At 45.9% G+C, this 26,103-nt stretch carries 21 protein-coding genes; 9 read left to right on the plus strand and 12 right to left on the minus strand.

All coding sequences use genetic code 11. From position 1 onward, the window contains the following. Positions 1-323: 323 nt before the first annotated feature. The 3 genes from hemG to F0232_RS21390 are packed head-to-tail and all read right to left on the minus strand — an operon-like array spanning position 324 to position 2,977. Positions 324-851 carry a menaquinone-dependent protoporphyrinogen IX dehydrogenase gene (gene hemG, locus F0232_RS21380; protein WP_061033935.1) on the minus strand — a complete coding sequence of 176 codons (528 nt, stop codon included), beginning with the start codon at positions 849-851 and terminating at the stop codon, positions 324-326. A 10-nt stretch (positions 852-861) separates the two neighbouring features. Then, positions 862-2,319 (minus strand): TrkH family potassium uptake protein, encoded by a 1,458-nt coding sequence (locus F0232_RS21385; protein WP_008223210.1) that lies wholly within the window; start codon positions 2,317-2,319, stop codon positions 862-864. Between the two features lie 34 nt (positions 2,320-2,353). Continuing rightward, entirely contained in the window at positions 2,354-2,977 is a 624-nt protein-coding gene (locus F0232_RS21390; RefSeq protein ID WP_061033936.1) for a YigZ family protein, read from the minus strand. Positions 2,978-3,204: 227 nt separating this feature from the next. On the opposite strand from F0232_RS21390, the gene fadB reads away from it, so the two are divergent. The 3 genes from fadB to F0232_RS21405 all read left to right on the plus strand — a co-directional run bounded on the left by fadB (position 3,205) and on the right by F0232_RS21405 (position 7,789). Continuing rightward, positions 3,205-5,376 (plus strand): fatty acid oxidation complex subunit alpha FadB, encoded by a 2,172-nt coding sequence (gene fadB, locus F0232_RS21395; RefSeq protein WP_105057712.1) that lies wholly within the window; start codon positions 3,205-3,207, stop codon positions 5,374-5,376. Positions 5,377-5,402: 26 nt separating this feature from the next. Continuing rightward, positions 5,403-6,566: an acetyl-CoA C-acyltransferase FadA gene (gene fadA / locus F0232_RS21400; protein WP_061033938.1), complete on the plus strand. Its 1,164-nt coding sequence runs from the start codon at positions 5,403-5,405 to the stop codon at positions 6,564-6,566. 242 nt (positions 6,567-6,808) lie between these two features. Next, positions 6,809-7,789, plus strand: a complete 981-nt coding sequence (locus tag F0232_RS21405; RefSeq protein ID WP_061033939.1) for an MDR family oxidoreductase — start codon at positions 6,809-6,811, stop codon at positions 7,787-7,789. An 87-nt stretch (positions 7,790-7,876) separates the two neighbouring features. Here F0232_RS21405 and F0232_RS21410 read toward each other — a convergent pair whose 3' ends face one another. After that, positions 7,877-8,818: a LysR family transcriptional regulator gene (locus F0232_RS21410; RefSeq protein WP_105057711.1), complete on the minus strand. Its 942-nt coding sequence runs from the start codon at positions 8,816-8,818 to the stop codon at positions 7,877-7,879. Between the two features lie 153 nt (positions 8,819-8,971). After that, positions 8,972-9,157 carry a hypothetical protein gene (locus tag F0232_RS21415; protein ID WP_105057710.1) on the minus strand — a complete coding sequence of 62 codons (186 nt, stop codon included), beginning with the start codon at positions 9,155-9,157 and terminating at the stop codon, positions 8,972-8,974. Positions 9,158-9,306: 149 nt separating this feature from the next. On the opposite strand from F0232_RS21415, the gene tusA reads away from it, so the two are divergent. Beyond that, positions 9,307-9,558, plus strand: a complete 252-nt coding sequence (gene tusA / locus F0232_RS21420; RefSeq protein WP_105057709.1) for a sulfurtransferase TusA — start codon at positions 9,307-9,309, stop codon at positions 9,556-9,558. A gap of 84 nt (positions 9,559-9,642) precedes the next feature. Here the strand turns inward: tusA and F0232_RS21425 are convergent, their stop codons facing one another. Together F0232_RS21425 and F0232_RS21430 are read right to left on the minus strand one after the other, a co-directional pair. Next, positions 9,643-9,897: a hypothetical protein gene (locus F0232_RS21425; protein ID WP_008223224.1), complete on the minus strand. Its 255-nt coding sequence runs from the start codon at positions 9,895-9,897 to the stop codon at positions 9,643-9,645. Positions 9,898-10,044: 147 nt separating this feature from the next. After that, the gene (locus F0232_RS21430) at positions 10,045-10,602 is read right to left on the minus strand and encodes a TMEM165/GDT1 family protein (protein ID WP_004739245.1); all 558 of its coding nucleotides are present in this window, start codon (positions 10,600-10,602) and stop codon (positions 10,045-10,047) included. 420 nt (positions 10,603-11,022) lie between these two features. On the opposite strand from F0232_RS21430, the gene glyQ reads away from it, so the two are divergent. The 4 genes from glyQ to F0232_RS21450 all read left to right on the plus strand — a co-directional run bounded on the left by glyQ (position 11,023) and on the right by F0232_RS21450 (position 17,804). After that, positions 11,023-11,937, plus strand: a complete 915-nt coding sequence (glyQ, locus tag F0232_RS21435; protein WP_017632669.1) for a glycine--tRNA ligase subunit alpha — start codon at positions 11,023-11,025, stop codon at positions 11,935-11,937. Between the two features lie 2 nt (positions 11,938-11,939). Further along, entirely contained in the window at positions 11,940-14,006 is a 2,067-nt protein-coding gene (glyS, locus tag F0232_RS21440) for a glycine--tRNA ligase subunit beta (protein WP_105057708.1), read from the plus strand. Between the two features lie 202 nt (positions 14,007-14,208). Next, positions 14,209-16,296: an alpha-amylase gene (locus F0232_RS21445; protein ID WP_105057707.1), complete on the plus strand. Its 2,088-nt coding sequence runs from the start codon at positions 14,209-14,211 to the stop codon at positions 16,294-16,296. A gap of 254 nt (positions 16,297-16,550) precedes the next feature. Beyond that, a complete protein-coding gene (locus F0232_RS21450) occupies positions 16,551-17,804 on the plus strand; it encodes a valine--pyruvate transaminase (RefSeq protein ID WP_061033943.1) in 1,254 nt (417 codons plus the stop codon). Between the two features lie 128 nt (positions 17,805-17,932). Here F0232_RS21450 and F0232_RS21455 read toward each other — a convergent pair whose 3' ends face one another. The 5 genes from F0232_RS21455 to dnaA all read right to left on the minus strand — a co-directional run bounded on the left by F0232_RS21455 (position 17,933) and on the right by dnaA (position 24,994). Further along, positions 17,933-18,367, minus strand: a complete 435-nt coding sequence (locus F0232_RS21455) for an Hsp20 family protein (RefSeq protein ID WP_004739258.1) — start codon at positions 18,365-18,367, stop codon at positions 17,933-17,935. Positions 18,368-18,832: 465 nt separating this feature from the next. Beyond that, on the minus strand, positions 18,833-21,250 hold the full coding sequence (gene gyrB, locus F0232_RS21460) for a DNA topoisomerase (ATP-hydrolyzing) subunit B (protein WP_061033945.1): 2,418 nt from the start codon (positions 21,248-21,250) through the stop codon (positions 18,833-18,835). Between the two features lie 17 nt (positions 21,251-21,267). After that, the gene (recF, locus tag F0232_RS21465; RefSeq protein WP_061033946.1) at positions 21,268-22,347 is read right to left on the minus strand and encodes a DNA replication/repair protein RecF; all 1,080 of its coding nucleotides are present in this window, start codon (positions 22,345-22,347) and stop codon (positions 21,268-21,270) included. 37 nt (positions 22,348-22,384) lie between these two features. Then, positions 22,385-23,485, minus strand: coding sequence for a DNA polymerase III subunit beta (gene dnaN, locus F0232_RS21470; protein ID WP_061033947.1), 1,101 nt, complete (start codon positions 23,483-23,485; stop codon positions 22,385-22,387). Between the two features lie 81 nt (positions 23,486-23,566). Then, positions 23,567-24,994: a chromosomal replication initiator protein DnaA gene (gene dnaA / locus F0232_RS21475; RefSeq protein ID WP_004739264.1), complete on the minus strand. Its 1,428-nt coding sequence runs from the start codon at positions 24,992-24,994 to the stop codon at positions 23,567-23,569. Between the two features lie 310 nt (positions 24,995-25,304). Here dnaA and F0232_RS21480 point away from each other — a divergent pair, with 310 nt between their 5' ends. Then, entirely contained in the window at positions 25,305-26,054 is a 750-nt protein-coding gene (locus F0232_RS21480) for an amino acid ABC transporter substrate-binding protein (protein ID WP_008224665.1), read from the plus strand. Positions 26,055-26,103 lie beyond the last annotated feature (49 nt).

Below are 26,103 nucleotides of genomic sequence, written 5' to 3' on the forward strand. Positions count from 1 at the left end.
ATATTCATCAACGAGTGCCCACACAGATTGATAGGTTTAAATTGTTAAAGAGCTTTTCCTTTTTGAGCTTCGCTCAAATCGGACGGCCATTTTAGCGATTTAAGCTTTAGTGTCAACCACTATTTTCAAAACTTTTTTCAAGCGCTTGGCTTGGCTAATTTGGCTTGCTGGTTCGTTCAGGTTTCATAAGAAGCCATCCCGTGTCAGCGAGGTGGCATTATAGAGATTTCGATCACACTGGCAAGCCCTTTTTTAAGTTTTTTTCGTTTTTTTATTCGTTCGATTAAAAAGAACTCAAAACGCCTCAAAAGTAGGCTTTTCTCTTACATATTCTTCAGTTTTTCAGTGAACAAAGAGACTTTTTCCCAGTTTGTGTACTCAACTTCCTTCGTTGTATCCGTTTCACCACCTGTCATATTCATAATAAAGCGGATCATGGTTCTATCGAACCAGTTATAGCGTGGGTAATAGAGGGCACCTGCAAATACACCGATTAAAGTCGGCTGCCATGGAGACTTGATAAGGAACTTCTTAATATAAGCACTGCCTTCTGGTGTATCTTTGCCTTGGTCTTCTTTACGCGCCGTTAAGTTCACGCAGAAGAACGCAACCTTGCTTGATTGCAACTGAGTAAGGTTGGCATCAATAAATTGATATAGCTTCTTATTAAGGTGGCCATAACGAATCGATGCGCCAATCAGCACTCTGTCGTACTGAGCAAAGTCCACCTTGCCAATAGTGTGCAGATCTTGAAGCTCACATTCGAACTCACTCATTTCTTCTTTTATATAGTTCAAGATTTTCTTGGTCTGCCCTTCACGGCTTGAATACAAAAATAACGCTTTTGCCACAATGTTGTCCTTAGCTACGCCAAAACGTAGGGGTCAATAAGATTAATAAGGTGAAGATTTCTAATCGGCCAAACAGCATAGATACGATAAGTACCCATTTTGCTTTGTCGTTCACATCGCCAAAGTGCACCGCGACTTCACCAAGGCCCGGGCCAAGGTTATTTAATGTCGCCGCTACCGCAGAGAAAGCACTCAACTCGTCCATACCAGTTGCAATAAGAGCCAGCATACAAACCACAAACACTAATGCGTATGCAGAGAAGAAGCCCCAGACCGCATCTACAACACGTTGTGGTAGTGCAGAACCGCCAACCTTGATGGTATAGACAGCCCGTGGGTGAACAAGACGCTTCATTTCACGAGCACCTTGCAGAGTAAGTAGTAAGATTCGAATCACTTTCATACCACCACCCGTAGAACCTGCACATCCCCCTATAAAAGAAGAGAACAAAAGCAGTACGGGTAAGAACAATGGCCACTCTGAGAAACCCGTCGTTGTAAAACCCGCGGTCGTAGAGATAGACACGGTTTGGAACAAGGCTTGGTCGAAAGCATCATAGTACGAATCATAAGAGTGGTGATTGAGCAGTAATAAGAAACAAACCAAGAACAGTACTGCCTGAATAAAGATAAAGGCGCGGAACTCAGGATCTTTCCAATAATACTTAGGATGCACACCACCCGAAGCAAATGCAGCAAAATGAAGAGAGTAATTACATGCAGATATAAGCAGGAACACCACGGTAATCATGTTAATAGCCGGGCTGTTGAAATAGCCCATGCTTGCATCGTGAGTGGAGAAGCCACCAATAGCAATAGTAGAAAAGCTATGACTGATTGCATCAAAGAAGCTCATACCGGCTAGCCAAAACGCCACCGCACAAGCAATGGTTAGGCTGAGATAGATGTACCACAGCGCTTTTGCCGTTTCAGCGATACGCGGAGTCATTTTGCTGTCTTTTACCGGGCCTGGAATCTCAGCTCGGTACAACTGCATACCACCGATACCCAGAACAGGAAGAATGGCTACCGCCAATACGATGATACCCATACCACCGAACCATTGCAGGAACTGGCGATAAAACAAGATCGCCTTAGGTAAATCATCAAGGCCGACAATCACCGTCGCACCGGTAGTGGTTAGTGCAGAAAAGGATTCGAAGAAGGCATCGGTTACCGAAACATTGGGGTTATCAGCGATCAAAAACGGCAACGCACCCGCACTACCGATTACCGTCCAAAACAGAACCACAATCAAAAAGCCATCGCGCGCTTTTAACTCATGCTTATAACGTCGGTTTGGAAACCAACACGTCGCACCACAAAATAACAGAACAAAGAAAGTCGTTACAAATGGCACACCCGCACCATCTCGATAGATCAGAGCGACTAACGCAGGTGCGAGCATTGATACACTAAAAAGTGCTAATAATAATCCGACGATTCGAATAATTGAGCGAAATTGCATGAGCTATTGAACGAAGCGAAATGCTTCACACTTCCTAGTTGTCTTTGACTTTCGTTACCAGTGCCTTAGCACCGCTTTTATTGATCATGGTTTGGGTAAACGCATCTACCTGCAGGAGCTCTATCTCAATAATAAGCTCAACTTGCACACCATAATCCGCTTGGACCTCAACAGCCTGATGCTGAGCCATGATGGATTGTGCGATTGGCACAAAGCCATAGTCTAACTCTAGCCGTAATTTTGTGGTTATTTTTTTCTCGATAGTTTGAAGCAGCTTGAGAGCTTGTTGCACTCCGCCACCATAAGCTTTAACCAAACCACCAGTTCCAAGCTTAATTCCACCAGAGTAACGCGTGACGACAGCCGTTAATTCACCCACACCAGATCCAGACAATTGCGCCAAGATAGGCTTACCCGCGGTACCGGAGGGTTCTCCATCATCACTAAAGCCCCAAAGCATTGAGTCTTCAGGTCGACCAGCAACAAAGCCCCAACAATTATGTCGCGCTGAAGCGTGCTCTTTTTTTACCTGCTCTACGAACTGCTTCGCGGCTCCTACACTTGGAGTATGCGCAAGGTGGGTAATAAAGATGCTCTTCTTGATCTCTTCTTCAAACAAAGCTGGAGCTGACGGTATTAAATAAGGCTGTTCATTCATATCGTTAACTTAATTAATAAGAGCGGCGAAGTGTATCACGCGTGAATAATAAGGGTTAGAGGATCTGTGCTATCGCACAATGTTAAACAATTGTTTAAAAAATGTATTGAAATTCATCTTACAGAGGTACAGACTAAGATAACTGGTCTTACCAGGTATTCTACAATAATAGAAAGACAACAAGATTCTCTCAAACAATCGTGGATTGTATGTCATGGAGATAGACAATGATTTACCAAGCTAACACCCTACAGGTAAAGGAATTACAAGATGGCATTGCAGAATTAAGCTTCTGCGCTCCAGCCTCTGTAAACAAACTCGACCTTGCTACTTTAGAATCACTAGACAAAGCGTTAGACGCTCTTAAAGCTCACGCAGGACTACGTGGTTTAATCTTAACTTCAAACAAAGACGCGTTCATTGTAGGCGCAGACATCACTGAATTTCTTGGTCTATTTGCTAAGCCAGAATCAGAACTTGATGAATGGTTAAGATTTGCAAACTCCATCTTCAGCAAGCTAGAAGACCTTCCTGTTCCAACTCTTTCAATGATGCGCGGCCATGCCCTAGGCGGCGGTTGTGAATGTGTATTGGCAACTGACTTCCGTATCGGTGACAAGACTACCAGCATTGGCTTACCTGAAACCAAACTTGGCATCATGCCTGGCTTTGGTGGTTGTGTGCGCCTGCCTCGCGTTATTGGTGCTGACAGTGCAATGGAAATCATCACTCAAGGCAAAGCATGCCGAGCTGATGAAGCACTAAAAATTGGCTTGTTAGACGCGATTGTAGAAACAGACCAACTGCTAGAGTCGGCAATCAATACCGTTTCTCTGGCTGCTAATGAAAAACTAGACTGGCAATTACGCCGCAAACAGAAAACATCAGCATTATCGCTAAGCAAACTCGAAGCGATGATGAGCTTTACCATGGCGAAAGGCCTCGTTGCTCAAAAAGCTGGCCCTCACTACCCAGCTCCGATTACTTCAGTAATTGCTATTGAAGAAGCGGCACGAAGCGATCGTGATGCTGCACTCGATATCGAACGTAAACACTTCATCAAGCTAGCGAAATCTGAAGAAGCCAAAGCACTAGTTGGTCTGTTCCTAAATGACCAATACATCAAAGGTCTTGCTAAAAAAGCAGGTAAGTCAGCAACCAAAGACACTCAACGTGCTGCTGTACTAGGTGCAGGCATCATGGGTGGCGGCATTGCTTACCAATCTGCGTTGAAAGGCGTGCCAGTGATGATGAAAGACATCGCACAAGCATCGCTTGACCTTGGTATGAACGAAGCGTCTAAGCTATTGAATAAGCGCCTATCTCGCGGTCGCCTAGATGGCTTCAAGATGGCAGGTATCCTGTCTTCGATTACTCCAAGCTTGCATTACGCTGGTGTTGAGCAATCAGACGTTGTCGTAGAAGCCGTGGTGGAGAATCCAAAAGTAAAAGCAGCGGTACTGAGCGAAGTGGAAGGCCTAGTCGGTGAAGACACTGTACTGACCTCAAATACTTCTACGATTCCTATCAACCTGCTAGCGAAATCTCTGAAACGCCCAGAAAACTTCTGTGGTATGCACTTCTTTAACCCAGTGCACCGCATGCCTTTGGTTGAGATCATCCGTGGCGAGCACACTTCAGAAGAAACGATTAATCGCGTTGTGGCTTACGCAGCGAAGATGGGCAAATCCCCTATCGTTGTAAATGATTGCCCAGGCTTCTTCGTTAACCGTGTACTTTTCCCTTACTTTGGCGGTTTCAGCATGTTGCTACGTGACGGCGCTGATTTCACTAAGATCGATAAAGTCATGGAGCGTAAGTTCGGTTGGCCAATGGGTCCTGCTTACCTACTAGACGTTGTAGGCCTGGACACAGCACACCACGCACAAGCTGTGATGGCGCAAGGTTTCCCAGAGCGTATGGGCAAAGAAGGTCGTGATGCGATTGATGCACTTTACGTTGCTGAAAAATACGGTCAGAAAAACGGTAGCGGTTTCTACACATACAGCGTAGACAAGCGTGGTCGCCCGAAGAAGACCTTCTCTGAAGACATTCTTCCTATCTTGGCTGACGTATGCCAAGCACCACAAGATTTTGATGACCAAACAATTATCCAACGTGTGATGATTCCAATGATCAACGAAGTCGTTCTTTGTTTAGAAGAAGGCATCATCGCGACACCGCAAGAAGCGGATATGGCACTGGTTTACGGTTTAGGCTTCCCTCCATTCCGAGGCGGCGTATTCCGTTACTTAGACAGTGTGGGTATTGGTAACTTCGTAGAAATGGCGAAGGGCTACCAAGACTTAGGTGCAATGTACCAAGTTCCTCAACTATTGCTTGATATGGCTGCGAAAGGCGAAAGCTTTTACGACGCTCAACAAGCAAGTTCTCTGTAACCCACATTTGGAAAAGGAATAGCAAAATGAATAATGTAGTTGTTGTTGATTGCCTTCGCACCCCAATGGGACGTTCCAAAGGTGGAGCTTACCGTCACACTCGCGCTGAAGATCTGTCTGCACATTTAATGAAGGGTATTTTAGAGCGTAATCCAGAAGTTAACCCTTCAGAGATCGAAGATATCTACTGGGGCTGTGTACAGCAAACATTAGAGCAAGGCTTCAACGTTGCACGTAACGCTGCGCTACTGGCTGGTTTACCAATTGAGATTGGTGCCGTCACAGTTAACCGTTTGTGTGGTTCATCTATGCAAGCTCTGCATGATGCAACTCGCTCAATCATGGTTGGTGATGCGGAAATTTGCCTAATCGGTGGTGTGGAACACATGGGCCACGTACCAATGACACACGGTGTTGATTTCCACCCTGGCATGTCAAAGAACGTAGCAAAAGCTGCAGGTATGATGGGCCTAACCGCTGAAATGCTTGGTAAGCTGCATGGCATTAGCCGTGAAGACCAAGATGCATTCGCTGCACGTTCACACGCTCGTGCACAAGCAGCAACGGTTGAAGGTCGTTTTAAAAACGAAATTCTACCGACAGAAGGTCACGCTGCTGACGGTTCACTGTTTACTCTAGATTACGATGAAGTGATTCGCCCAGAAACCACGGTTGAAGGCCTATCTCAGCTGCGCCCTGTATTTGACCCTGCCAACGGTACAGTAACTGCAGGTACTTCATCAGCTCTGTCTGATGGAGCATCGGCAATGCTTATCATGAGTGAAGAGAAAGCTAACGCACTGGGTCTTAAGATTCGTGCTCGCGTTAAGTCTATGGCTATCGCAGGCTGCGATCCTTCAATCATGGGTTACGGCCCAGTACCTGCAACTCAAAAAGCGCTGAAGCGTGCAGGTTTAACAATTGAAGACATGGGTGTGATTGAGCTGAATGAAGCGTTCGCGGCGCAATCTCTACCTTGTGCTAAAGACCTAGGTCTACTGGATGTGGTTGACGAAAAAGTGAACCTTAATGGCGGTGCAATTGCACTCGGCCACCCACTAGGCTGTTCAGGTTCTCGTATCTCTACAACGCTAATCAACCTAATGGAAGCGCAAGACGTGAAATATGGATTAGCAACCATGTGTATTGGTTTAGGCCAAGGTATTGCAACGGTATTTGAACGCCCATAGCACTTATCGACGGTAATATTTGTCGGATAATCTTATGTGCAGCTATATTTATATAGCTGCACTTTTTATTTCCAGCTATCAGAAAACGGTAGGTTCGTTCAGCAAACCGAATCAGGAGGAAAGTAGCCAACGATATCTATGCATAAAACGCATAGATTCAATGTTGATGTTTCATTATTTTTTCTCCAATGATTCAACTAAAGTTACTTCAGTTTCCTAATATTTCTCCCATGGAGCAGATCATGTTTAAAGCACTTGTACTAAACCAAGAAGACAAAAAAACTATCGCATCAGTTTCTCAAATTGAAGAGTCTCAATTACCAGAAGGTAACGTGAAGATCGATGTAAGCTACTCTTCTTTGAACTACAAAGATGGTTTGGCGATTACAGGTAAAGGGCGCATTGTTCGCAACTTCCCTATGGTTCCTGGTATTGACCTTTCTGGTGTGGTTTCACAATCTGATGACCCTCGCTACAAAGCAGGCGACGAAGTGGTTCTAACTGGTTGGGGTGTTGGTGAAGGTCACTGGGGTGGCATGGCTGAGAAAGCAAGCCTAAACGGTGACTGGTTAGTACCAATGCCTAAAGGCTTAGACGCTAAGAAAGTAATGGCGATTGGTACAGCAGGCTTCACAGCAATGCTTTGTGTTCAAGCAATTGTTGATGCAGGCATCAAACCTGAAGACGGTGAAATCCTAGTGACTGGCGCAAGTGGTGGTGTAGGTAGCGTGTCTATCACTCTACTAAACCAGCTAGGTTACAAAGTAGCAGCAGTAACAGGTCGAGCTTCAGAAAATGGTGAGCTATTAAAATCACTAGGTGCGACTCGCATTGTTGAGCGTGCTGAACTAGAAGAGCCAGCGAAACCACTTGAGAAACAAATGTGGGCTGGTGCTATCGACACTGTAGGCAGCAAAGTACTTGCGAAAGTATTGGCACAAATTGATTACAACGGTGCGGTTGCAATCTGTGGTCTCGCGGGTGGCTTTGACTTACCAACGACGGTAATGCCATTCATTCTACGTAACGTTCGCCTGCAAGGTGTTGATTCTGTTATGTGCCCTCGTGAAAAACGCATTAAGGCGTGGGAACAACTGGCTGAATTGCTACCTGAGTCTTTCTACAACAGCGCGACAAAAGAAGTATCTCTAGATGACGCGATTCAAGCGGCAGAAGACATCACTAACGGTCAAATCACAGGCCGTGTAGTTATCAAGCTGTAATCGCTCGCACTCTAAAGACAACACGCAATAAAACAAAAGGGCTGATCATGATCAGCCCTTTTTGCTATTTGCTACCTACTATTGAGTCTAACCTAAGCCGACATCAGCAATTCGCTTTTGAATTAACTCACCACACTCTTCTTTGACCACTCTTCTCAACCATTGCTGTGAGGCAGAAGAGTCGCAGCGTGAATGCCAAATCAACGAGTAATCAAATGGCATAAACTCGAATGGCAGCGGCTTAACGACTAAGTCATAACGCTCTGCAACCAAGTATGCCAAATCAGCAGGTACCGTAATCACTAACGGCATTCTATCGACAATCGCCAATGCCGCTTCAAGATGATAAGCACGCAGTACCATTTTTCTAGGTTGTTGATTGGCTAAAGCGTTGTCCAATAAAGCCTTTACCCCATCACTGATCGCAATCATCGCATGAGGCAAAGAGACATAATCTTCAAGGCTCAACGAGTTGTCTGCCAAGGGGTGATTTTTAGAGAGTAAGCACGACACCCCCACAGGGCCAAGGACCTCTTGATGAAGTGGTACAACACTGCCACTTGGTCGGCAAATCGCCATATCGACGCGCTCGGTACTAAGCTGCTTAAACAAATGCTCATGCTGCAGCGGGGCGAATTCTAAAGAGATATTCGGTGCTTGCTCATAAATCTTCGGCAGTGCATACGGCAAAATGGTTTGCATCGCATAATCAGTGGTCGCAATTAGAAAGCGTTCACTGCAATAGTAAGGGTCGAAATCACTAGGGCTAAGGAGTTGACGGAATGATTCCAAAGGCTGATCAATTCGCTGGCTGATCTCGAGCGCTTTTTTGGTCGGAATAAGGTGTTGGCCCTGACGAGTAAACAGAGGATCGTTGAGCAGGTCTCTTAAGCGCCCGAGTACTCGGCTGGTTGCCGACTGACTCAAGTTAAGACGAAGCGCGGCCTGGCTAACGCTACCCTCTTCAATCAATACCTTTAAAGCGACCAATAAATTAAGGTCTCTACGATAGATGTCTTCTAATTCCACGCCACTTACCTAGCTGAATACAATGATCATTGTTCACTAACTTGTTTATAGCATGCTTTAGATAAAAAAAATCCCGCAATTACGCGGGGAAGCCCAAGAAAATTTGGGGATAGTGTCGGAATGTCGTATCGGAATTTGTTTGCTGTACTTAGGTTAGTGCTCTTGCTCTTCGGCTACACTCTGCCAACGGCGCATCTCAACCCAAATACCAATAATCGTTGCTACTATGCCAAAAATAGGCATCAGTGAGGTCTCTGTCGATGAGCGTAAAACTAACGCACAAAAAGAAATAAAACAGAGAACCGAATAAATTGTTAATCTATCTAATCCTGTCAACATCGCCACTCCTTAGCTAGTTGCCTTTGTTTCAAGTTGTTATCAACTTGTTAACTAAGTTATAGGAAATGATTCTGTTTGCCAAGCACTTATTGCATATTTTTTCTGCAGACGTATTATTCACACGTTAGATAGATATAGAGATACAAACCATGACATTCAAACCTGAACTGGCAACCCATACTTTAGAAGCTGAAGGCCTGCGTTGCCCAGAGCCAGTAATGATGGTCAGGAAGACAATTAGAAACATGCAGGATGGCGATGTGTTACTGGTAAAAGCTGACGATCCGTCGACCACTCGAGATATCCCGAGCTTTTGTCGATTCATGGATCACCAGTTGGTAGGCCAAGAGACAGAAACGCTGCCATACCTGTATTTGATCAAAAAGGGATTGGAGGCTTAACGCCCCACCGAGAATCAAACATCAAAAAAAGCCGCTGGTACCTTATGTTCTCAAGCAGAACTCAGAGTACCAGCGGCTTTTTGTTTATTCATCTCTAGACTTGGTTTGCAGATAATCAAGCTGTTGTTGTAACGCTCGAATGTCTTTACGCATCGGAATAATATGTGCGACTCGAATCCAAGCCTCAACTGCAAGTCCAGTCATGATCATAGCGCCGGCGACCATTGGTAGCCACATGTCCGTCAGCACCATGCCTAATAGTGTAAGAGCAAGACCAAAGGTAAATAGATAGCTTTGGCTTTGTGGAGTAATACCCATATAACGCGTCAACATAATCATGCCCTCGTGTTCTAAACTCACAAGATTAAAATATCATGACAAGTATGACAGTTATATGTCCATTCGCTCGATAAAACCCACAATTCTGTAAGAGTATGACCTACAACACATTACTCCACTGGTTGAGTATAATAAGACTCAAAACACTCATGAGTAAAACGCAGCAGCGATAGCCAAACCAACAAATAACAGGGCTGTGATCTTACGAATCAGATCGAGAGGCATCTTATCTGCCGACAGCTTACCAATGATCACCACAGGTACGTTCGCCAGCAACATGCCTATGGTTGTACCCAGAATCACCCACGCCAAAGCATCGGCGTATTGTGCCCCTAGAATAGAAGTCGCAATCTGAGTCTTATCACCAATTTCAGCGATAAAAAACGCAATGAAGCTGGCAACAAAAGGACCACGGTTTGAGATCTGTTCGTCATCATCGAGCTTATCGGGAATCAGAATCCAGCCCGCCATTGCAATAAAGCTGACCACCAGCACCCATTTTAAAACTTCTGGCGATAAGTAATCGGCGACGACCACACCGAGCCATGCTGCAAGAGCATGATTGGCTATGGTGGCAAAGAAGATGGCTGCAATGATAGGTATCGGTTTTCGATATCGACTGGCTAATAAAAGGGATAGCAACTGGGTCTTATCACCGATCTCGGCTAAGGCGACAGTTGTAATTGAAATTGCTAAAACGCTCACGACATGCTCATTTGGGATGGAGATTATTATATTTAACCAAAGACAAACCTCGCGCCCCATCCCGGTTCACGATGCTTGTCTAAGGTCTTGCTAAGCGCCACCAAGGTGGTGGTTGCCTCGAACGCCATGATGATTTTGCATCAATTATGTTGACGAACGAACTCATTCACTAGGATATGAACAAGTAAGCTACTCCCCAAAGACCGCGAGATTCTAATCACCCACGTAGTCAAAAACAAGTGTCAAACTTATCAAAATATCTACTTGCACCGAAAAACAAACATTAAAGGCAAAAAAATCCATTAAACGACATTTTAGACCACTAATTAAACAAGATTACCCCTACTCGCTTTACGAATATCTCGGTATACTCAGAGGTTATTTTTCTCATTCATTTAAAAGAATCGCGCGAACCTGACTATGCAAAAATACGATATCAAAACCTTCCAGGGAATGATCCTCGCGCTGCAGGATTACTGGGCTCAAAACGGTTGTACCATTGTTCAACCTCTAGATATGGAAGTAGGTGCAGGCACCTCTCACCCAATGACATGTCTACGAGCACTTGGCCCAGAGCCAATGTCTACAGCTTACGTTCAACCTTCTCGTCGTCCGACCGATGGCCGTTACGGTGAAAACCCTAACCGTCTGCAGCACTACTACCAATTCCAAGTAGCGCTAAAACCATCGCCAGACAATATCCAAGAGTTGTACCTAGGCTCACTAGAGGTTCTTGGTGTTGACCCACTTGTTCACGATATTCGCTTCGTTGAAGATAACTGGGAAAACCCAACACTAGGCGCATGGGGCCTTGGTTGGGAAGTATGGCTAAACGGCATGGAAGTAACTCAGTTTACTTACTTCCAACAGGTTGGCGGCCTTGAGTGTAAGCCAGTAACTGGCGAGATCACTTACGGTATCGAGCGTCTAGCAATGTACATCCAGGAAGTAGATTCTGTTTACGACCTAGTATGGAACGTAGCACCAGACGGTTCTAACGTGACTTACGGTGACATCTTCCACCAAAACGAAGTTGAGCAATCAACATACAACTTCGAACACGCAGATGTAGATTTCCTATTCACTTTCTTCGATCAGTGCGAGAAAGAGTGTAAAGAGCTACTTGAGCTTGAGAAGCCACTTCCGCTTCCAGCTTACGAGCGTATTCTAAAAGCAGGTCACGCATTCAACATCCTTGATGCGCGCAAAGCAATCTCTGTAACAGAGCGTCAACGTTACATCCTTCGTATCCGCAACCTGACTAAATCAGTTGCTGAGGCGTACTACGCGTCACGTGAAGCGCTTGGCTTCCCAATGTGTAAGAAGGACAAATAATCATGGCGAAGAATTTTCTAATTGAACTGGGTACTGAAGAGCTACCACCAACGCAACTTCGCACTCTAGCAGAAGCATTCGCGGCAAACTTCGAAGCTGAGCTAAAAGGCGCAAACCTAGCGCACGAAGGCGTGAAATGGTACGCAGCACCTCGTCGTCTTGCTCTTAAAGTAGCAGCACTGGCTGAAGGCCAAGAAGACAAAGTTGTTGAAAAACGTGGCCCAGCAGTTTCTGTCGCATTCGATGCTGACGGCAACGCAACAAAAGCGGCTCAAGGTTGGGCTCGTGGTAACGGCATCACGGTTGAACAAGCTGACCGTCTAGTAACAGACAAAGGCGAATGGCTTCTTTTCAAACAAGAAGTAAAAGGCCAAGCAACGTCTGAAATCGTTGTTGATCTAGCGGCTAAAGCACTAGGTAACCTGCCTATCGCTAAGCCGATGCGCTGGGGTAACAAGACGACTCAGTTCATCCGTCCGGTTAAAACACTGACTATGCTGATGGGCGCTGACCTTATCGAAGGTGAGATCCTAGGCGTAGCATCTGGCCGCACTATCCGTGGTCACCGCTTCATGGGTGAGCAAGAGTTCACTATCGATTCTGCAGAGCAATACCCAGCGATCCTAGAAGAGCGCGGTAAAGTAATGGCAGATTACGAAGCGCGTAAAGCAATCATCCTTGCTGATGCTGAAAAAGCAGGTGCTGCTGTCGGTGGTATCACTGAGCTAGAAGATGATCTAGTAGAAGAAGTAACGTCTCTGGTTGAATGGCCAGTAGTACTAACAGCGAAGTTTGAAGAAGAGTTCCTAAAGGTGCCTTCTGAAGCCTTGGTTTACACCATGAAAGGTGACCAAAAATACTTCCCTGTTTACGATGAAAACAAGAAGCTACTTCCTAACTTTATCTTCGTATCGAACATCGAGTCTAAAGAGCCTCGCCACGTTATCGAAGGTAACGAGAAAGTGGTACGTCCACGTCTTGCTGATGCAGAGTTCTTCTTCAACACAGACCGTAAGCGTCCTCTGATCGACCGTCTTCCAGAACTAGACCAAGCTATCTTCCAAAAGCAACTTGGTACTATCAAAGACAAAACAGACCGCATCACAGAGCTTGCTGGCTACATCGCTGAGCAAATCGATGCTGACGTTGAGAAGTCTAAGCGTGCAGGCCTACTGGCTAAATGTGACCTAATGACCTCTATGGTATTCGAATTCACGGATACTCAAGGTGTAATGGGCATGCACTACGCGACTCACGATGGCGAAGACGAGCAGGTTGCACTAGCACTTTACGAGCAGTACATGCCTCGTTTCGCGGGTGATGACCTACCAAGCACTGGTATTTCTTCTGCAGTAGCAATGGCAGACAAGCTAGACACTATCGTAGGTATCTTCGGTATTGGCCAAGCTCCAAAAGGTTCTGACCCATTCGCTCTACGTCGTGCATCACTAGGTGTGCTACGTATTATCGTTGAAAACGGCTACAACCTAGACCTAACGGATCTGATCGCAAAAGCGAAAGAACTACTAGGCGACAAGTTAACCAACGACAACGTAGAAGCTGACGTTATCGACTTCATGCTAGGTCGTTTCCGTGCATGGTACCAAGATGCTGGCTTCAGCGTGGATATCATCCAGGCAGTACTAGCTAACCGTCCAACTAAGCCAGCTGACTTTGACCAACGTGTTAAAGCGGTTTCTCACTTCCGTGAACTAGAAGCGGCAGAAGCACTAGCAGCAGCGAACAAACGTGTAGGTAACATCCTTGCGAAATTCGATGGTGAGCTAGCAGCTGATATCGATCTAGCCCTTCTTCAAGAAGATGCAGAGAAAGCACTGGCTGAAAACGTTGCCGTAATGACAGAAGCACTAGAGCCAGCATTCGCTACAGGTAACTACCAAGAAGCCCTAAGCAAGCTAGCAGCTCTACGTGAGCCTGTTGATGCGTTCTTCGATAACGTAATGGTTATGGCTGATGACGAAGCGCTTAAGAAGAACCGTCTAACGCTACTGAATAACCTACGTAACCTGTTCCTACAGATTGCTGATATCTCTCTACTGCAAAAATAAGTGCAAGTGAGGAAGCTGTTCAAAGCGATGCTCTGAGCAACGAAAGGTAAATACCCAAAGGGAAGCGAAAGCTTCCCTTTTTGTTTTTGTGAACCAAGCATTTGTTTGTAGAGGTGTTATTGATTAACTGAATGAATCAGCACTCAGACTGTAGAGGGCATTGTTTGCTATAACTGACCTGTTTATTCAGGGGAAGGGAACAATGAAAAAAACAGTACTCGCACTTTCAATGCTTGCTCTCAGCGCATGCAGTCAAACCAGCGACAACAGCCTATTACTGACGATTGATAACGACACCGCGGTATTCAAATCAACAGGCAAAGGCACTGTGATCGCAGAACAGGAACTCGCTAAAGGTAGCTATACCTTCTCCATCAGCGACAGTAAAAACACCTGTGGCACCAACTATGCACTGGCGGAAGAGAGTCGCATCAAATTCAATAAGCCCCTTCGCCTAGACGATTGCGCCGAGAAATCTGAGCTCGCCATTAAGGTCTTTCGCGCGAATACCTACCAGTTTACTCTCAACCCGCAAACTAATGAGTTAACGGTTCAAATAAAGCCAAAACAGCAACAACTCCAAAGCTTTGCCTGCCCAGTACCTAGTGGCGCACCGACGACCATCAATGTTGCTCAAACCTTTGACGATGGCACCTTGATCAGAGATGCCCTTTCCGGAATACAAACAACAGTCACTAACGGCAGTGTCACCATGCAGCCAGCAGAAAATAGCCAAGGTGTTTTGTTGCTAGAAAAGGTAGAGCCTGAAACCAAAGCAGATTTTAGTTGGGATAACGCCACGGTTTACTTCGTGATGACAGACCGTTTCCACAACGGCAACCCTGACAACGACAGTAGTTACGGCCGTAGCCAAGATGGACAAAATAAAATCGGCACCTTCCACGGCGGTGACCTAGCAGGCTTAACCGAAAAACTCGACTACATTGAATCACTGGGTGCTAATGCTATCTGGATTACATCTCCTTTAGAGCAGATACATGGTTGGGTTGGCGGTGGTGACCGTGGTGATTTCAAACACTATGGCTACCATGGTTACTACCATCAAGATTGGACCAAACTTGATAAAAACATGGGTACCGAAGACGAGCTAAAAACCTTCATCGATACCGCGCACAGCAAAGGTATTCGTGTCATCTGGGACATAGTCATGAACCACACAGGCTACGCTACCCTTGCCGATATGCAGGAGTTCGACTTTGGTAAGCTCAACCTGAGTGATGAAGAAGCAACAAAAACGCTGGGTGAGAACTGGACAGATTGGCAACCTGCTAAAGGTCAGAACTGGCACTACTTCAACAACTACATCTCTTACGGCGACAAAGAGGCGTGGGAAAAATGGTGGGGCAAAGCCTGGCTACGCAGCGATATCGGTGCTTACGACTCTCCAGGTTACAACAATCTGACCATGTCATTAGCGCACTTGCCTGATTTCAAAACAGAATCGAAAGAAACAACAGGACTACCGAATTTCTATCGCAACAAATCCACCAGCGCGACTGATGAACTCAAAACACCTCGTGACCACCTCATCACTTGGCTTTCAGACTGGGTACGTGAATACGGCGTGGATGGCTTTAGAGTCGATACCGCCAAGCACGTTGAACTGGAAGCGTGGGCAGAACTGAAAAAGAGCACTAACCAAGCACTGGCTGAATGGAAACAGAACAACCCAGACAAAGCTCTAGATGACCTACCCTTCTGGATGACCGGCGAAGTATGGGCACACAGCGTGGTGAAGTCAGATTACTTCGCTAACGGATTTGATTCGATCATCAACTTTGAATTCCAGAGCGATATCGCCCCTAAAGCGCTTAAATGCCTATCCGATCTCGATGCTGACTACCTTCGCTATGCAGAGAAGATCAACAGTGACAGCGAGTTCAACGTGTTGAGTTACTTATCCTCTCACGACACCTCACTATTCTGGACGCAGCACGGCAATGACTTTGCCAAACAAACCAAAGCCGCGAATGCGTTAATGCTGGCTCCGGGTGCAGTGCAGATCTATTACGGAGATGAAATAGCCCGTGACTTTGGACCAACAGGATCAGACCCAATGCAAGGCACTCGCTCAGACATGCCTTGGGAGCAAATCACCGGAGAGCGTGCCGAGTTGTTAAAGCACTGGCAAGCACTCGGACAATTCCGCCAACGCCACCCTGCTGTCGCGCAAGGTAAGCACATCATCCGCAACAGCAAGGGATATTACGCCTTCGAACGTCAATACCAAGATGACAAGGTGTTGGTTGTGTATACCGGTTCGAAATAAAGCGTTCGTAGGCATAAAACAGTAGAAACTCAAGGAGAAGCCGAAGCTTCTCCTTTTTGATCGCAAAAACCAGTGCAATAAGCAAGCAGTTACTCATTAGCCAAACTTTATAGAAGTTTTTTACGTGTTAGAGCATTTGGCGCTATGCGTCGCAAAAACATTGCGGTATGTTCAAGGATTACACTGATGGCAGACATAAGGTCTGCCTTAATGACACATAACAAGCAATCACAATGAATTAGGTAAAATAAGTAATGCAGTTCTCTAAGTTTGGTGAAAAGTTTAATCGTTACTCTGGAATCACTCGTTTAATGGATGATTTGAATGATGGCCTGCGCACTCCTGGCGCAATCATGCTTGGTGGTGGCAACCCAGCTGCTATCCCAGCCATGCTCGATTACTTTAACCAAGCCAGTGCAGATATGCTCGCCAGTGGAGAACTCATCGCCGCCCTCGCCAACTACGATGGCCCGCAGGGCAAAGACAGCTTTATTAAGTCTCTCGCTGCAATGCTAAAAGAGACCTATGGCTGGGACATCAGCGAAAAGAACATCAGCCTAACTAACGGCAGTCAAAGTGGCTTCTTTTACCTTTTCAACCTGCTAGCAGGCCAACAGCCAGATGGCTCACATAAGAAAATCCTACTGCCAATCGCACCGGAATACATCGGCTACGGCGATGCGGGGATTGATGACGATATCTTTATCTCTTACCACCCAGAGATCGAACTGCTAGAAAACCGCCAGTTCAAATACCATGTCGATTTTGAACAACTTAAGGTTGATGACTCAGTCGCGGCTATCTGTGCGTCTCGCCCAACCAACCCGACGGGTAACGTACTGACCGACGAAGAAGTACGTAAGTTGGATAAACTCGCGCGTGAGAACAACATCCCACTGCTGATCGACAACGCTTACGGCCTACCATTTCCAAACATCATCTTTGAAGATGTCGAACCATTCTGGAATGAAAACACGATTCTGTGCATGAGCCTTTCTAAGCTTGGTTTGCCAGGAGTGCGCTGCGGTATCGTGATTGCGAGCGAAGAAGTCACTCAAGCACTAACCAACATGAATGGCATCATAAGCTTAGCGCCAAACAGTGTTGGGCCAGCGATTGCCAATCACATGATTGAAAAAGGTGATCTATTGCGTTTAAGCAGCGAAGTGATTAAACCTTTCTATAAAGAGAAGTCTTTGCGCGCTGTCGAACTGCTACAAGAAGCGATTGATGACCCACGTTTCCGTATTCACAAACCTGAAGGCGCTATCTTCTTGTGGCTATGGTTTGATGAACTGCCAATCACAACCATGGAACTGTACGACAGATTAAAAGCTCGTGGCGTGCTGATTGTTCCGGGTGAATACTTCTTTATCGGCCAAGAAGATGAGTGGGATCATGCTCATCAGTGCTTACGTATGAACTACGTACAAGACGATGAAGCAATGCAAAAAGGTATTGCGATCATTGCTGAAGAAGTGAAAAAGGCTTACAGCGAAAGCAAATAGAGATTCCCTACTCGGTCGTTCCTCCCTCTATGGAATGACGTTAGAAGGATAAACAAAAAGAGCACCTCATGAGGTGCTCTTTCACTTTTACTTCCCGATAATTTTTAGCTCTGAGGAGCTAACAGCAATTAGCCTTCTAGTAGGCTATTCCCATTAATAGCAATCTTACGTGGTTGCATCGCTTCTGGGATTTCGCGTTCTAGGTCGATGTGAAGAAGACCATTTTCCATGCTTGCTCCTACTACTTTTACGTAATCTGCAAGTTGGAATTTACGCTCGAAATCACGCTCTGCGATACCTTGGTACACATAGGTTTTTTCTGCTTCAGGTTTACGCTCACCTTTAACAATTAGCATGTTCTCTTTCTGAGTCAGATCTAATTGGTCATCAGCAAAACCAGCAACAGCCATAGTGATACGGTAGTTGTTCTCGTCTTTTTGCTCGATGTTGTATGGAGGGTAACCGCCAGAAGTATTCTTCGATGTGTTCGCTTCCATCATGTTGAATAGACGATCGAAGCCGATTGCGTTGCGGTAAAGTGGAGTGAAATCTACAGTTCTCATAATGCTATCCTTTTAGTAAGCAATAGTCTTAGCTGCGAATTTTACTTAGATCGAACCTGTGTATGAGACCAAGTAAACAGCTAAGAGATTCAATTCGCATTCCTCGGGTTTCACCTCTGCTGGCGACAACACTGGGACATGACAGTGAATCAATTTTTAAGTTGTGTGCTGCTAAAGTTATCCTCTGTTGAGCGATACTTCGTCAGCGGTAATGAAGGTTCTGTTTCTTCTCTTATGAGCAAGACAGTCATCCTCTTCACAAATAGATATGTGGATTGAGCAAAATAGTTTCAAGGGATCGAGCTAAAAATTTTTCTACGCGCTTCTAGAGATCCCCAACTCGGTCGTTCCTCTCTCTTGAGGATGACGAGCCAACTTATTGAAAGATAATTAAAATATCGGCAATAAAAAAGACCGCCATTTCTGGCAGTCTTTTAAAATTTTCAGATTGTTTTTTAGGACAATCTACACATCCAAGTTAGCAACCTTCAATGCGTTCTCTTCAATGAAGTTACGACGAGGCTCAACTTGGTCACCCATTAGCGTGGTGAACAGCTGGTCTGCGCCGACTGCATCTTCGATCGTTACTTGCATCATACGACGTGTCTCTGGGTCCATTGTGGTTTCCCAAAGCTGATCTGGGTTCATCTCACCTAGACCTTTGTATCGTTGTAGGCTTAGACCACGACGAGACTCTTTAATCAACCAGTTCAGCGCTTCAACGAAGCTTGATACTGCTTGAGTACGCTCACCACGCTTGATGTAAGCGCCTTCTTCGATCAGGCCATCTAACGCTTCTGCTAGACTTGCTAGCTTGCCGTACTCTTTCGAGTTGAACAGTTCAACGCTTAATGCATGTTCGTGTGTCACGCCGTGAGTACGAACCACAATCTTAGGTAGGCTTAGACCTAGCTCTTCATGCTTCTCAACTTCTAGAGAGTACTGGCTTGCACCAACCTCTTTCGCGTTCAGTTGTTCTACTAGCTGCTTGCCCCATGCTTCTACTGCTGACTCATCATGACACTGCTCTGCAGTTAGACGAGGCATGTAGATCATTTCATGCATTAGAGCATGTGGGTAACGGCGGCTCATACGCTCCACCAGCTTGATACCAGAGTTGTATTGCTGAACTAGCTTCTCTAGTGCTTCACCTGCCAATGCTGGTGCATCAGGGTTTACGTGTAGCGCTGCGTTGTCTAGAGCCAATGCCACTTGGTATTGGTTCATTGCATCTTCATCTTTGATGTACTGCTCTTGCTTACCTTTCTTCACTTTGTAAAGCGGTGGCTGAGCGATGTAGATGTAACCACGCTCAATAAGCTCTGGCATTTGACGGTAGAAGAAGGTCAATAGTAGCGTACGAATGTGCGAACCATCGACATCGGCATCGGTCATGATGATGATGTTGTGGTAACGCAGCTTATCTGGGTTGTATTCGTCGCGGCCAATACCACAGCCAAGAGCTGTGATCAGCGTTGCTACTTCTTGTGAAGAAAGCATCTTGTCGAAACGTGCTTTCTCTACGTTTAGGATCTTACCTTTTAGTGGAAGAATCGCTTGATTCTTACGGTTACGGCCTTGTTTTGCGGAGCCGCCTGCCGAGTCACCCTCCACTATGTATAGTTCAGACAGTGCAGGGTCTTTTTCCTGACAGTCTGCAAGCTTGCCTGGTAGGCCAGCTAGGTCTAAAGCACCTTTACGACGCGTCATTTCACGTGCTTTACGCGCTGCATCACGAGCTCGTGCTGCATCGATAATTTTAGTACAAACGGTTTTCGCTTCTGTTGGGTTCTCGATAAGGAACTCAGACAGTTTTTCACCCATCGCTTGTTCAACGGCAGATTTCACTTCAGAAGAAACCAGCTTGTCTTTAGTTTGGCTAGAGAACTTAGGATCTGGCACTTTTACCGAGATAACCGCAGTTAGGCCTTCACGAGCATCATCACCTGATGTTGCTGTCTTCGCTTTCTTAGAGAAGCCTTCCTTATCCATGAAGCTGTTCAGAGTACGCGTCAGCGCAGCACGGAAACCAGCAAGGTGAGTACCACCATCACGTTGAGGAATGTTGTTTGTGAAACAGTAGATGTTCTCTTGGTAACCATCGTTCCATTGCATTGCTACTTCAACAGTAATGCCGTCTTCACGTTCGTGGTCGAAGTGGAAGATTTTTTGGATGATCGGGGTTTTGTTGGTGTTTAGGTGATCAACGAACGCCTGAATACCACCTTCAAACATGAAGTGATCCGATTTATCTTCTTCACGCTCATCAATCAGCTTGATAGAAACGCCTGAGTTTAGGAACGACAGTTCACGTAGACGTTTAGCTAGAATATCGTAGTGGAAAAGTACATTTGAGAATGTCTCTTCACTTGGCCAGAAACGGATTTCTGTACCCGTTTGGTCCGTATCACCAATCACAGCTAGTGGCGCTTGAGGCTCACCATGGTGGTACGTTTGAGTATGGATTTTACCACCGCGGTGGATAGTAAGAGTAACCTGCTTAGACAGTGCGTTTACTACTGAAACACCTACACCGTGCAAGCCACCTGATACCTTGTATGAGTTATCATCGAACTTACCACCAGCGTGAAGAACCGTCATGATTACTTCAGCAGCAGACACGTTCTCTTCTGGGTGAATTTCAGTTGGAATACCACGGCCGTCATCGCGTACCGATACTGAATTGTCTTCATGGATAGTAACAATGATGTCATTACAGTGACCAGCAAGCGCTTCATCAATAGAGTTATCTACTACCTCGAAGACCATGTGGTGCAGACCGGTACCATCATCCGTGTCGCCAATGTACATTCCAGGACGCTTACGAACCGCATCCAGACCCTTCAGTACCTTAATACTCGATGAATCGTAATTATCTGACATAGTTACTCTCTGACTAATTATCCTTGCTCTATTTTGCCATGTTCCACATGAAACATCCTGCTATTTTCATCATGCATATCTGCAATCTGATCAGCGGTAATAGAGCTTACAAAAACTTGAGCCTCGGTCGCCTTTAAACACTCAGCAAGACGTGCGCGGCGTTGGCTATCTAATTCGGAAGCGAAGTCATCTATTAAATAGATGCACTGCTTACCTGTCATTTGAGTGAGGTGTTGCCCTTGTGCTACTCGCAACGCACACACCATCAACTTCAATTGACCTCGTGACAAGACATCTTCCACTGGAGTGCCGTTCACTTTTATCTTCAGATCCGCTTTGTTTGGCCCACTAAAGGTGTAACCAAGCTGCTGATCCCTTTCAAAATTCTTCTCTAATATCTCGGCGTATGGGGTGTCTTTGTCCCAGCCGCGATAGTAGTTAATCTTTATCTCAAACTCAGGTAGGAAGGTCGCACAGATCTCTTCGGCGACTTCTTTAAGCTGATCAACGTAGGTGGCACGCCACTCACTGATGCTTTCCGCTAAACGGGCCAGTTCTTGGTCCCAGTAGCTCAGCTCTCGATAGTGGGTTGCCGTTTTCAATAAGGCGTTTCGCTGCTTATTGAGGCGCTTAACCCTGCCCCATGCATCATAGAAACCCGACTCACTGTGGAAGACTCCCCAATCAATGAATGCGCGGCGATGCTTAGGTCCATCTGTCAGTAAATCAAACCCTTCAGGGTGAATCAACTGCAAAGGTAAGACTTGCGCTAACTGCGCGAGTTTTTGCCCAGTTTGACCGCTTATTTTAACCTCTGTTGTGCCATCGCGCTGCTTATTAATGCCAATTGGCAGCTCAAATTGATCCGAGGTCATAAAACGGCCGTGCACAAACAGTTCGCTACACTCATTTTGTATGATACGTCCCGTTAGGGAACTCTTAAATGAGCGACCGTGGCCGAGCAGATATACCGCTTCAAGAACACTGGTTTTACCGCTTCCGTTAGGCCCTATAAGAAAGTTAAAGCCTGATGACGGTTGAATGTCACAGGCTTCAATATTTCTAAACTGCTTAACGATTAGACGAGAGAGTGGCATAGCGTCATCACATTAATCATTAACGATGGCACCAACTCTACAGACGGATTGGCATAACAACGTACATTGCGCTGTCATCTTGTGCATTTTCAATCAAGGCACTCGCGTTCGCGTCTGACATTGAGATACGAACTTGCTCACAGCGCAGTGTATTGAGAACATCAAGTACATAGCTTACGTTAAAGCCGATCTCTAGTGCATCACCCTCAAAGGTCACGTCCAGCATCTCTTCGGCTTCTTCTTGCTCTGGGTTGTTAGCAGTAATGCGCATCTCGCTATCTGCAAGGTTAACGCGAACACCACGGAATTTTTCATTAGATAGAATCGCAGCTCGAGAGAACGCTGAACGCAGTTCATCACAACCCGCTTCTAGCGTTTTGGTGGTGTTTTGCGGCATTACGCGGCGATAATCTGGGAAACGACCATCAACCAGCTTCGAAGTGAAGACATAGTTGTTCACTTCAGCACGCACGTTTGAGTTACCAATCTGCAGTGTTACCGGTTGTTCAGGCGCATCCAATAGCTTCACCAGCTCTTGCACGCCTTTACGAGGCACAATGATCTGCTTCTGTGCGAAATCCGCACCAAGCTGAGCCTGAGATACCGCCATACGGTGACCATCGGTCGCCACACTGCGTAATGTAGAGCCTTCAATCTCAAACAACATACCGTTGAGGTAATAACGAACGTCTTGGTTCGCCATTGAGAATTGAGTTTTTTCGATAAGACCACGAAGTTCAGCCTGTGTCACAGACACTTCAACTTCACTGCTCCAGTCTTCAATATTAGGGAAATCGGCCGCTGGCAAGGTTGCCAGTGAAAAACGGCTACGACCGGAGCGTACTTGAACACGGTCACCATCCAATACCACAGTGATCACTGAGCTATCAGGTAAACCGCGGCAGATATCTAAGAATTTACGAGAAGGAACTGTGATGCTGCCCGCTTCGAAATCACCTTCAAGCGTTACGCGGCTGATCAGTTCAACTTCTAGATCCGTTGCTGTCATCGACAACACGTTATCTTCTACCTTAATCAGTAGGTTTCCTAGAATTGGAAGCGTTGGCCTGCCACCTAGCGCGCCAGACACTTGTTGTAATGGCTTAATCAGATGACTACGTTCAATGGTAAATTTCATATCTTGCTCTTACGGTCTAAATGGCACGCAGCATATGTACGTGACCAAGATTCTGCTTATTAAGGTTAAGAATACTGTGTATTAAGAAGAAAGGGTACGAATCAAGTTCGAATAATCTTCTTTAATGTCGTGGCTCTCTTCACGCAGCTGAGCAATCTTACGGCAAGCGTGCAGTACCGTGGTGTGGTCACGGCCACCGAATGCGTCACCAATCTCAGGCAAGCTGTGGTTAGTCAGCTCTTTTGCTAGTGCCATCGCCAGTTGACGTGGGCGAGCAACAGAACGAGAACGACGCTTAGACAGCAGGTCAGCCACTTTGATTTTGTAGTACTCAGCAACGGTCTTCTGAATATTATCGATAGTAACCAGCTTCTCTTGCAGAGCCAGTAGATCACGCAGTGCTTCGCGCACGAAATCGATCGTGATTGGGCGGCCAGTGAAGTTCGCATTCGCGATTACACGGTTCAGTGCACCTTCTAGCTCACGAACGTTCGAGCGCAGACGCTTAGCAATAAAGAATGCCACCTCATCCGCAAGGTGAATTTGATGGTCTTCTGCTTTCTTCATTAAGATCGCAACACGCGTCTCAAGCTCTGGTGGCTCGATCGCAACCGTCAAACCCCAACCGAAACGAGATTTAAGACGATCTTCTACGCCGTTGATCTCTTTTGGATAACGGTCAGACGTTAGGATGATCTGTTGGTTGCCTTCAAGCAGCGCATTAAAGGTATGGAAGAACTCTTCTTGAGAACGCTCTTTATTAGCGAAGAATTGGATGTCATCGATAAGCAATGCATCAACACTACGGTAGTAGCGTTTGAATTCTTCGATCGCGTTATTTTGTAGCGCTTTAACCATATCCTGAACAAAACGCTCAGAGTGCATGTACACCACTTTTGCATTCGGCTTACCATCAACAATGGCATTACCTACCGCGTGCAACAAGTGAGTTTTACCTAGGCCGGTGCCACCGTATAGAAATAGTGGGTTGTATGCCGCGCCTGGGTTATCCGCCACCTGACGTGCTGCTGCCAAACCAAGTTGGTTCGACTTACCCTCAACGAAGTTATTGAACTTGTGTTTAGGGTTGACGTTTGAACGGTGGTTAATATCCACATCCACTGGCTCTTCATCGCGCCATGTGTTGTGAACTGGCTTACGAGCTTGCAGCTGTGCAGGCGCCGAAGACTCTGCCGCTACATCCGCAGCAGTACGAGTTGGCGCTGGAGCAGATGCAGGTGCTGCCGGCTTAGGTGCCGATACACGTTTGCTGCCTACTTCAAAATGCAGATGCGGGATATCGTTGCCGCAATATTCTTGCAGCAGACGGTTAATGCTATTTAAGTACTTATCACGAACCCAATCGAGTACGAAACGGTTCGGTGCAAATAGAGTTAGAGTATTGTCATTGAGCTCCGCTTGTAACGGACGAACCCACATACTGAATTCTGTAGCTGGTAACTCTTCTTGAAGCTGTTGCAAACACTGCAACCAAAGCGAAGATGACACGGTGCCCCCACTCTATTTAAGTAATATGAAATGACTGCTAATTTTACCTGTTGATAAGTCAGATCACCAGCAATTGATCACAGATCCAGTGAATAAGATCCAAGTTATTCACAATAAATTTATAATTAATGGGTGGATCCGCACATCTTGCCCCTAATTTACTCACACAACGATCCACTTATGCCCGGATCCTTGCTAGTTATCCCCAAAATGAGAATGCGATCTAGTTATGGTTAATAACATCTGGTTATTTATTCTATCGAGCATTTTCCCAGTAACATCCAATCCCATAAATATAAGGAGTTACCAAATGAATAACTGGATTAAGGCTGCAATTGCGGCTATCGCACTCTCTGCTGCTACTGTTCAAGCTGCGACTGAAGTAAAAGTCGGCATGTCTGGTCGCTACTTCCCATTTACTTTCGTTAAGCAAGACCAACTACAAGGTTTTGAAGTGGATTTATGGGATGAGATCGGTAAACGTAACGACTACAAGGTTGAATACGTAACAGCGAACTTCTCTGGTCTGTTTGGTCTTCTTGAAACTGGTCGAATCGATACCATTTCTAACCAAATTACAATGACGGATGCACGTAAAGCGAAATACCTATTCGCAGACCCATACGTAGTAGATGGCGCACAAATTACCGTTCGTAAGGGTAATGACAGCATTAAAGGCATCGAAGACCTTGCAGGCAAGACTGTTGCAGTCAACCTAGGCTCGAACTTTGAGCAACTGCTACGCAGCTACGACAAAGATGGCAAGATCAACGTAAAGACCTACGACACTGGTATTGAGCATGATGTCGCTCTTGGTCGTGCCGATGCATTCGTCATGGATCGCCTATCAGCACTAGAGCTTATCAAGAAGACTGGTCTACCATTACAACTAGCAGGTCAGCCATTCGAAACCATTGAAAATGCTTGGCCTTTCGTAGACAACGATAACGGTAAGAAACTGCAAGCAGAAGTAAACGAAGCATTAGCAGCAATGCGCGCAGATGGTACGCTAGAAAGTATCTCTCAGAAATGGTTTGGTGCGGACATTACTCAGAAGTAATCACTCACTCTCTCCATACGAGGCCCACTGCTTACACGGCGGTGGGCTT

It is taken from the genome of Vibrio sp. T3Y01, assembly GCF_013114525.1.
Classification (GTDB): Bacteria; Pseudomonadota; Gammaproteobacteria; order Enterobacterales; family Vibrionaceae; genus Vibrio; species Vibrio chagasii_B.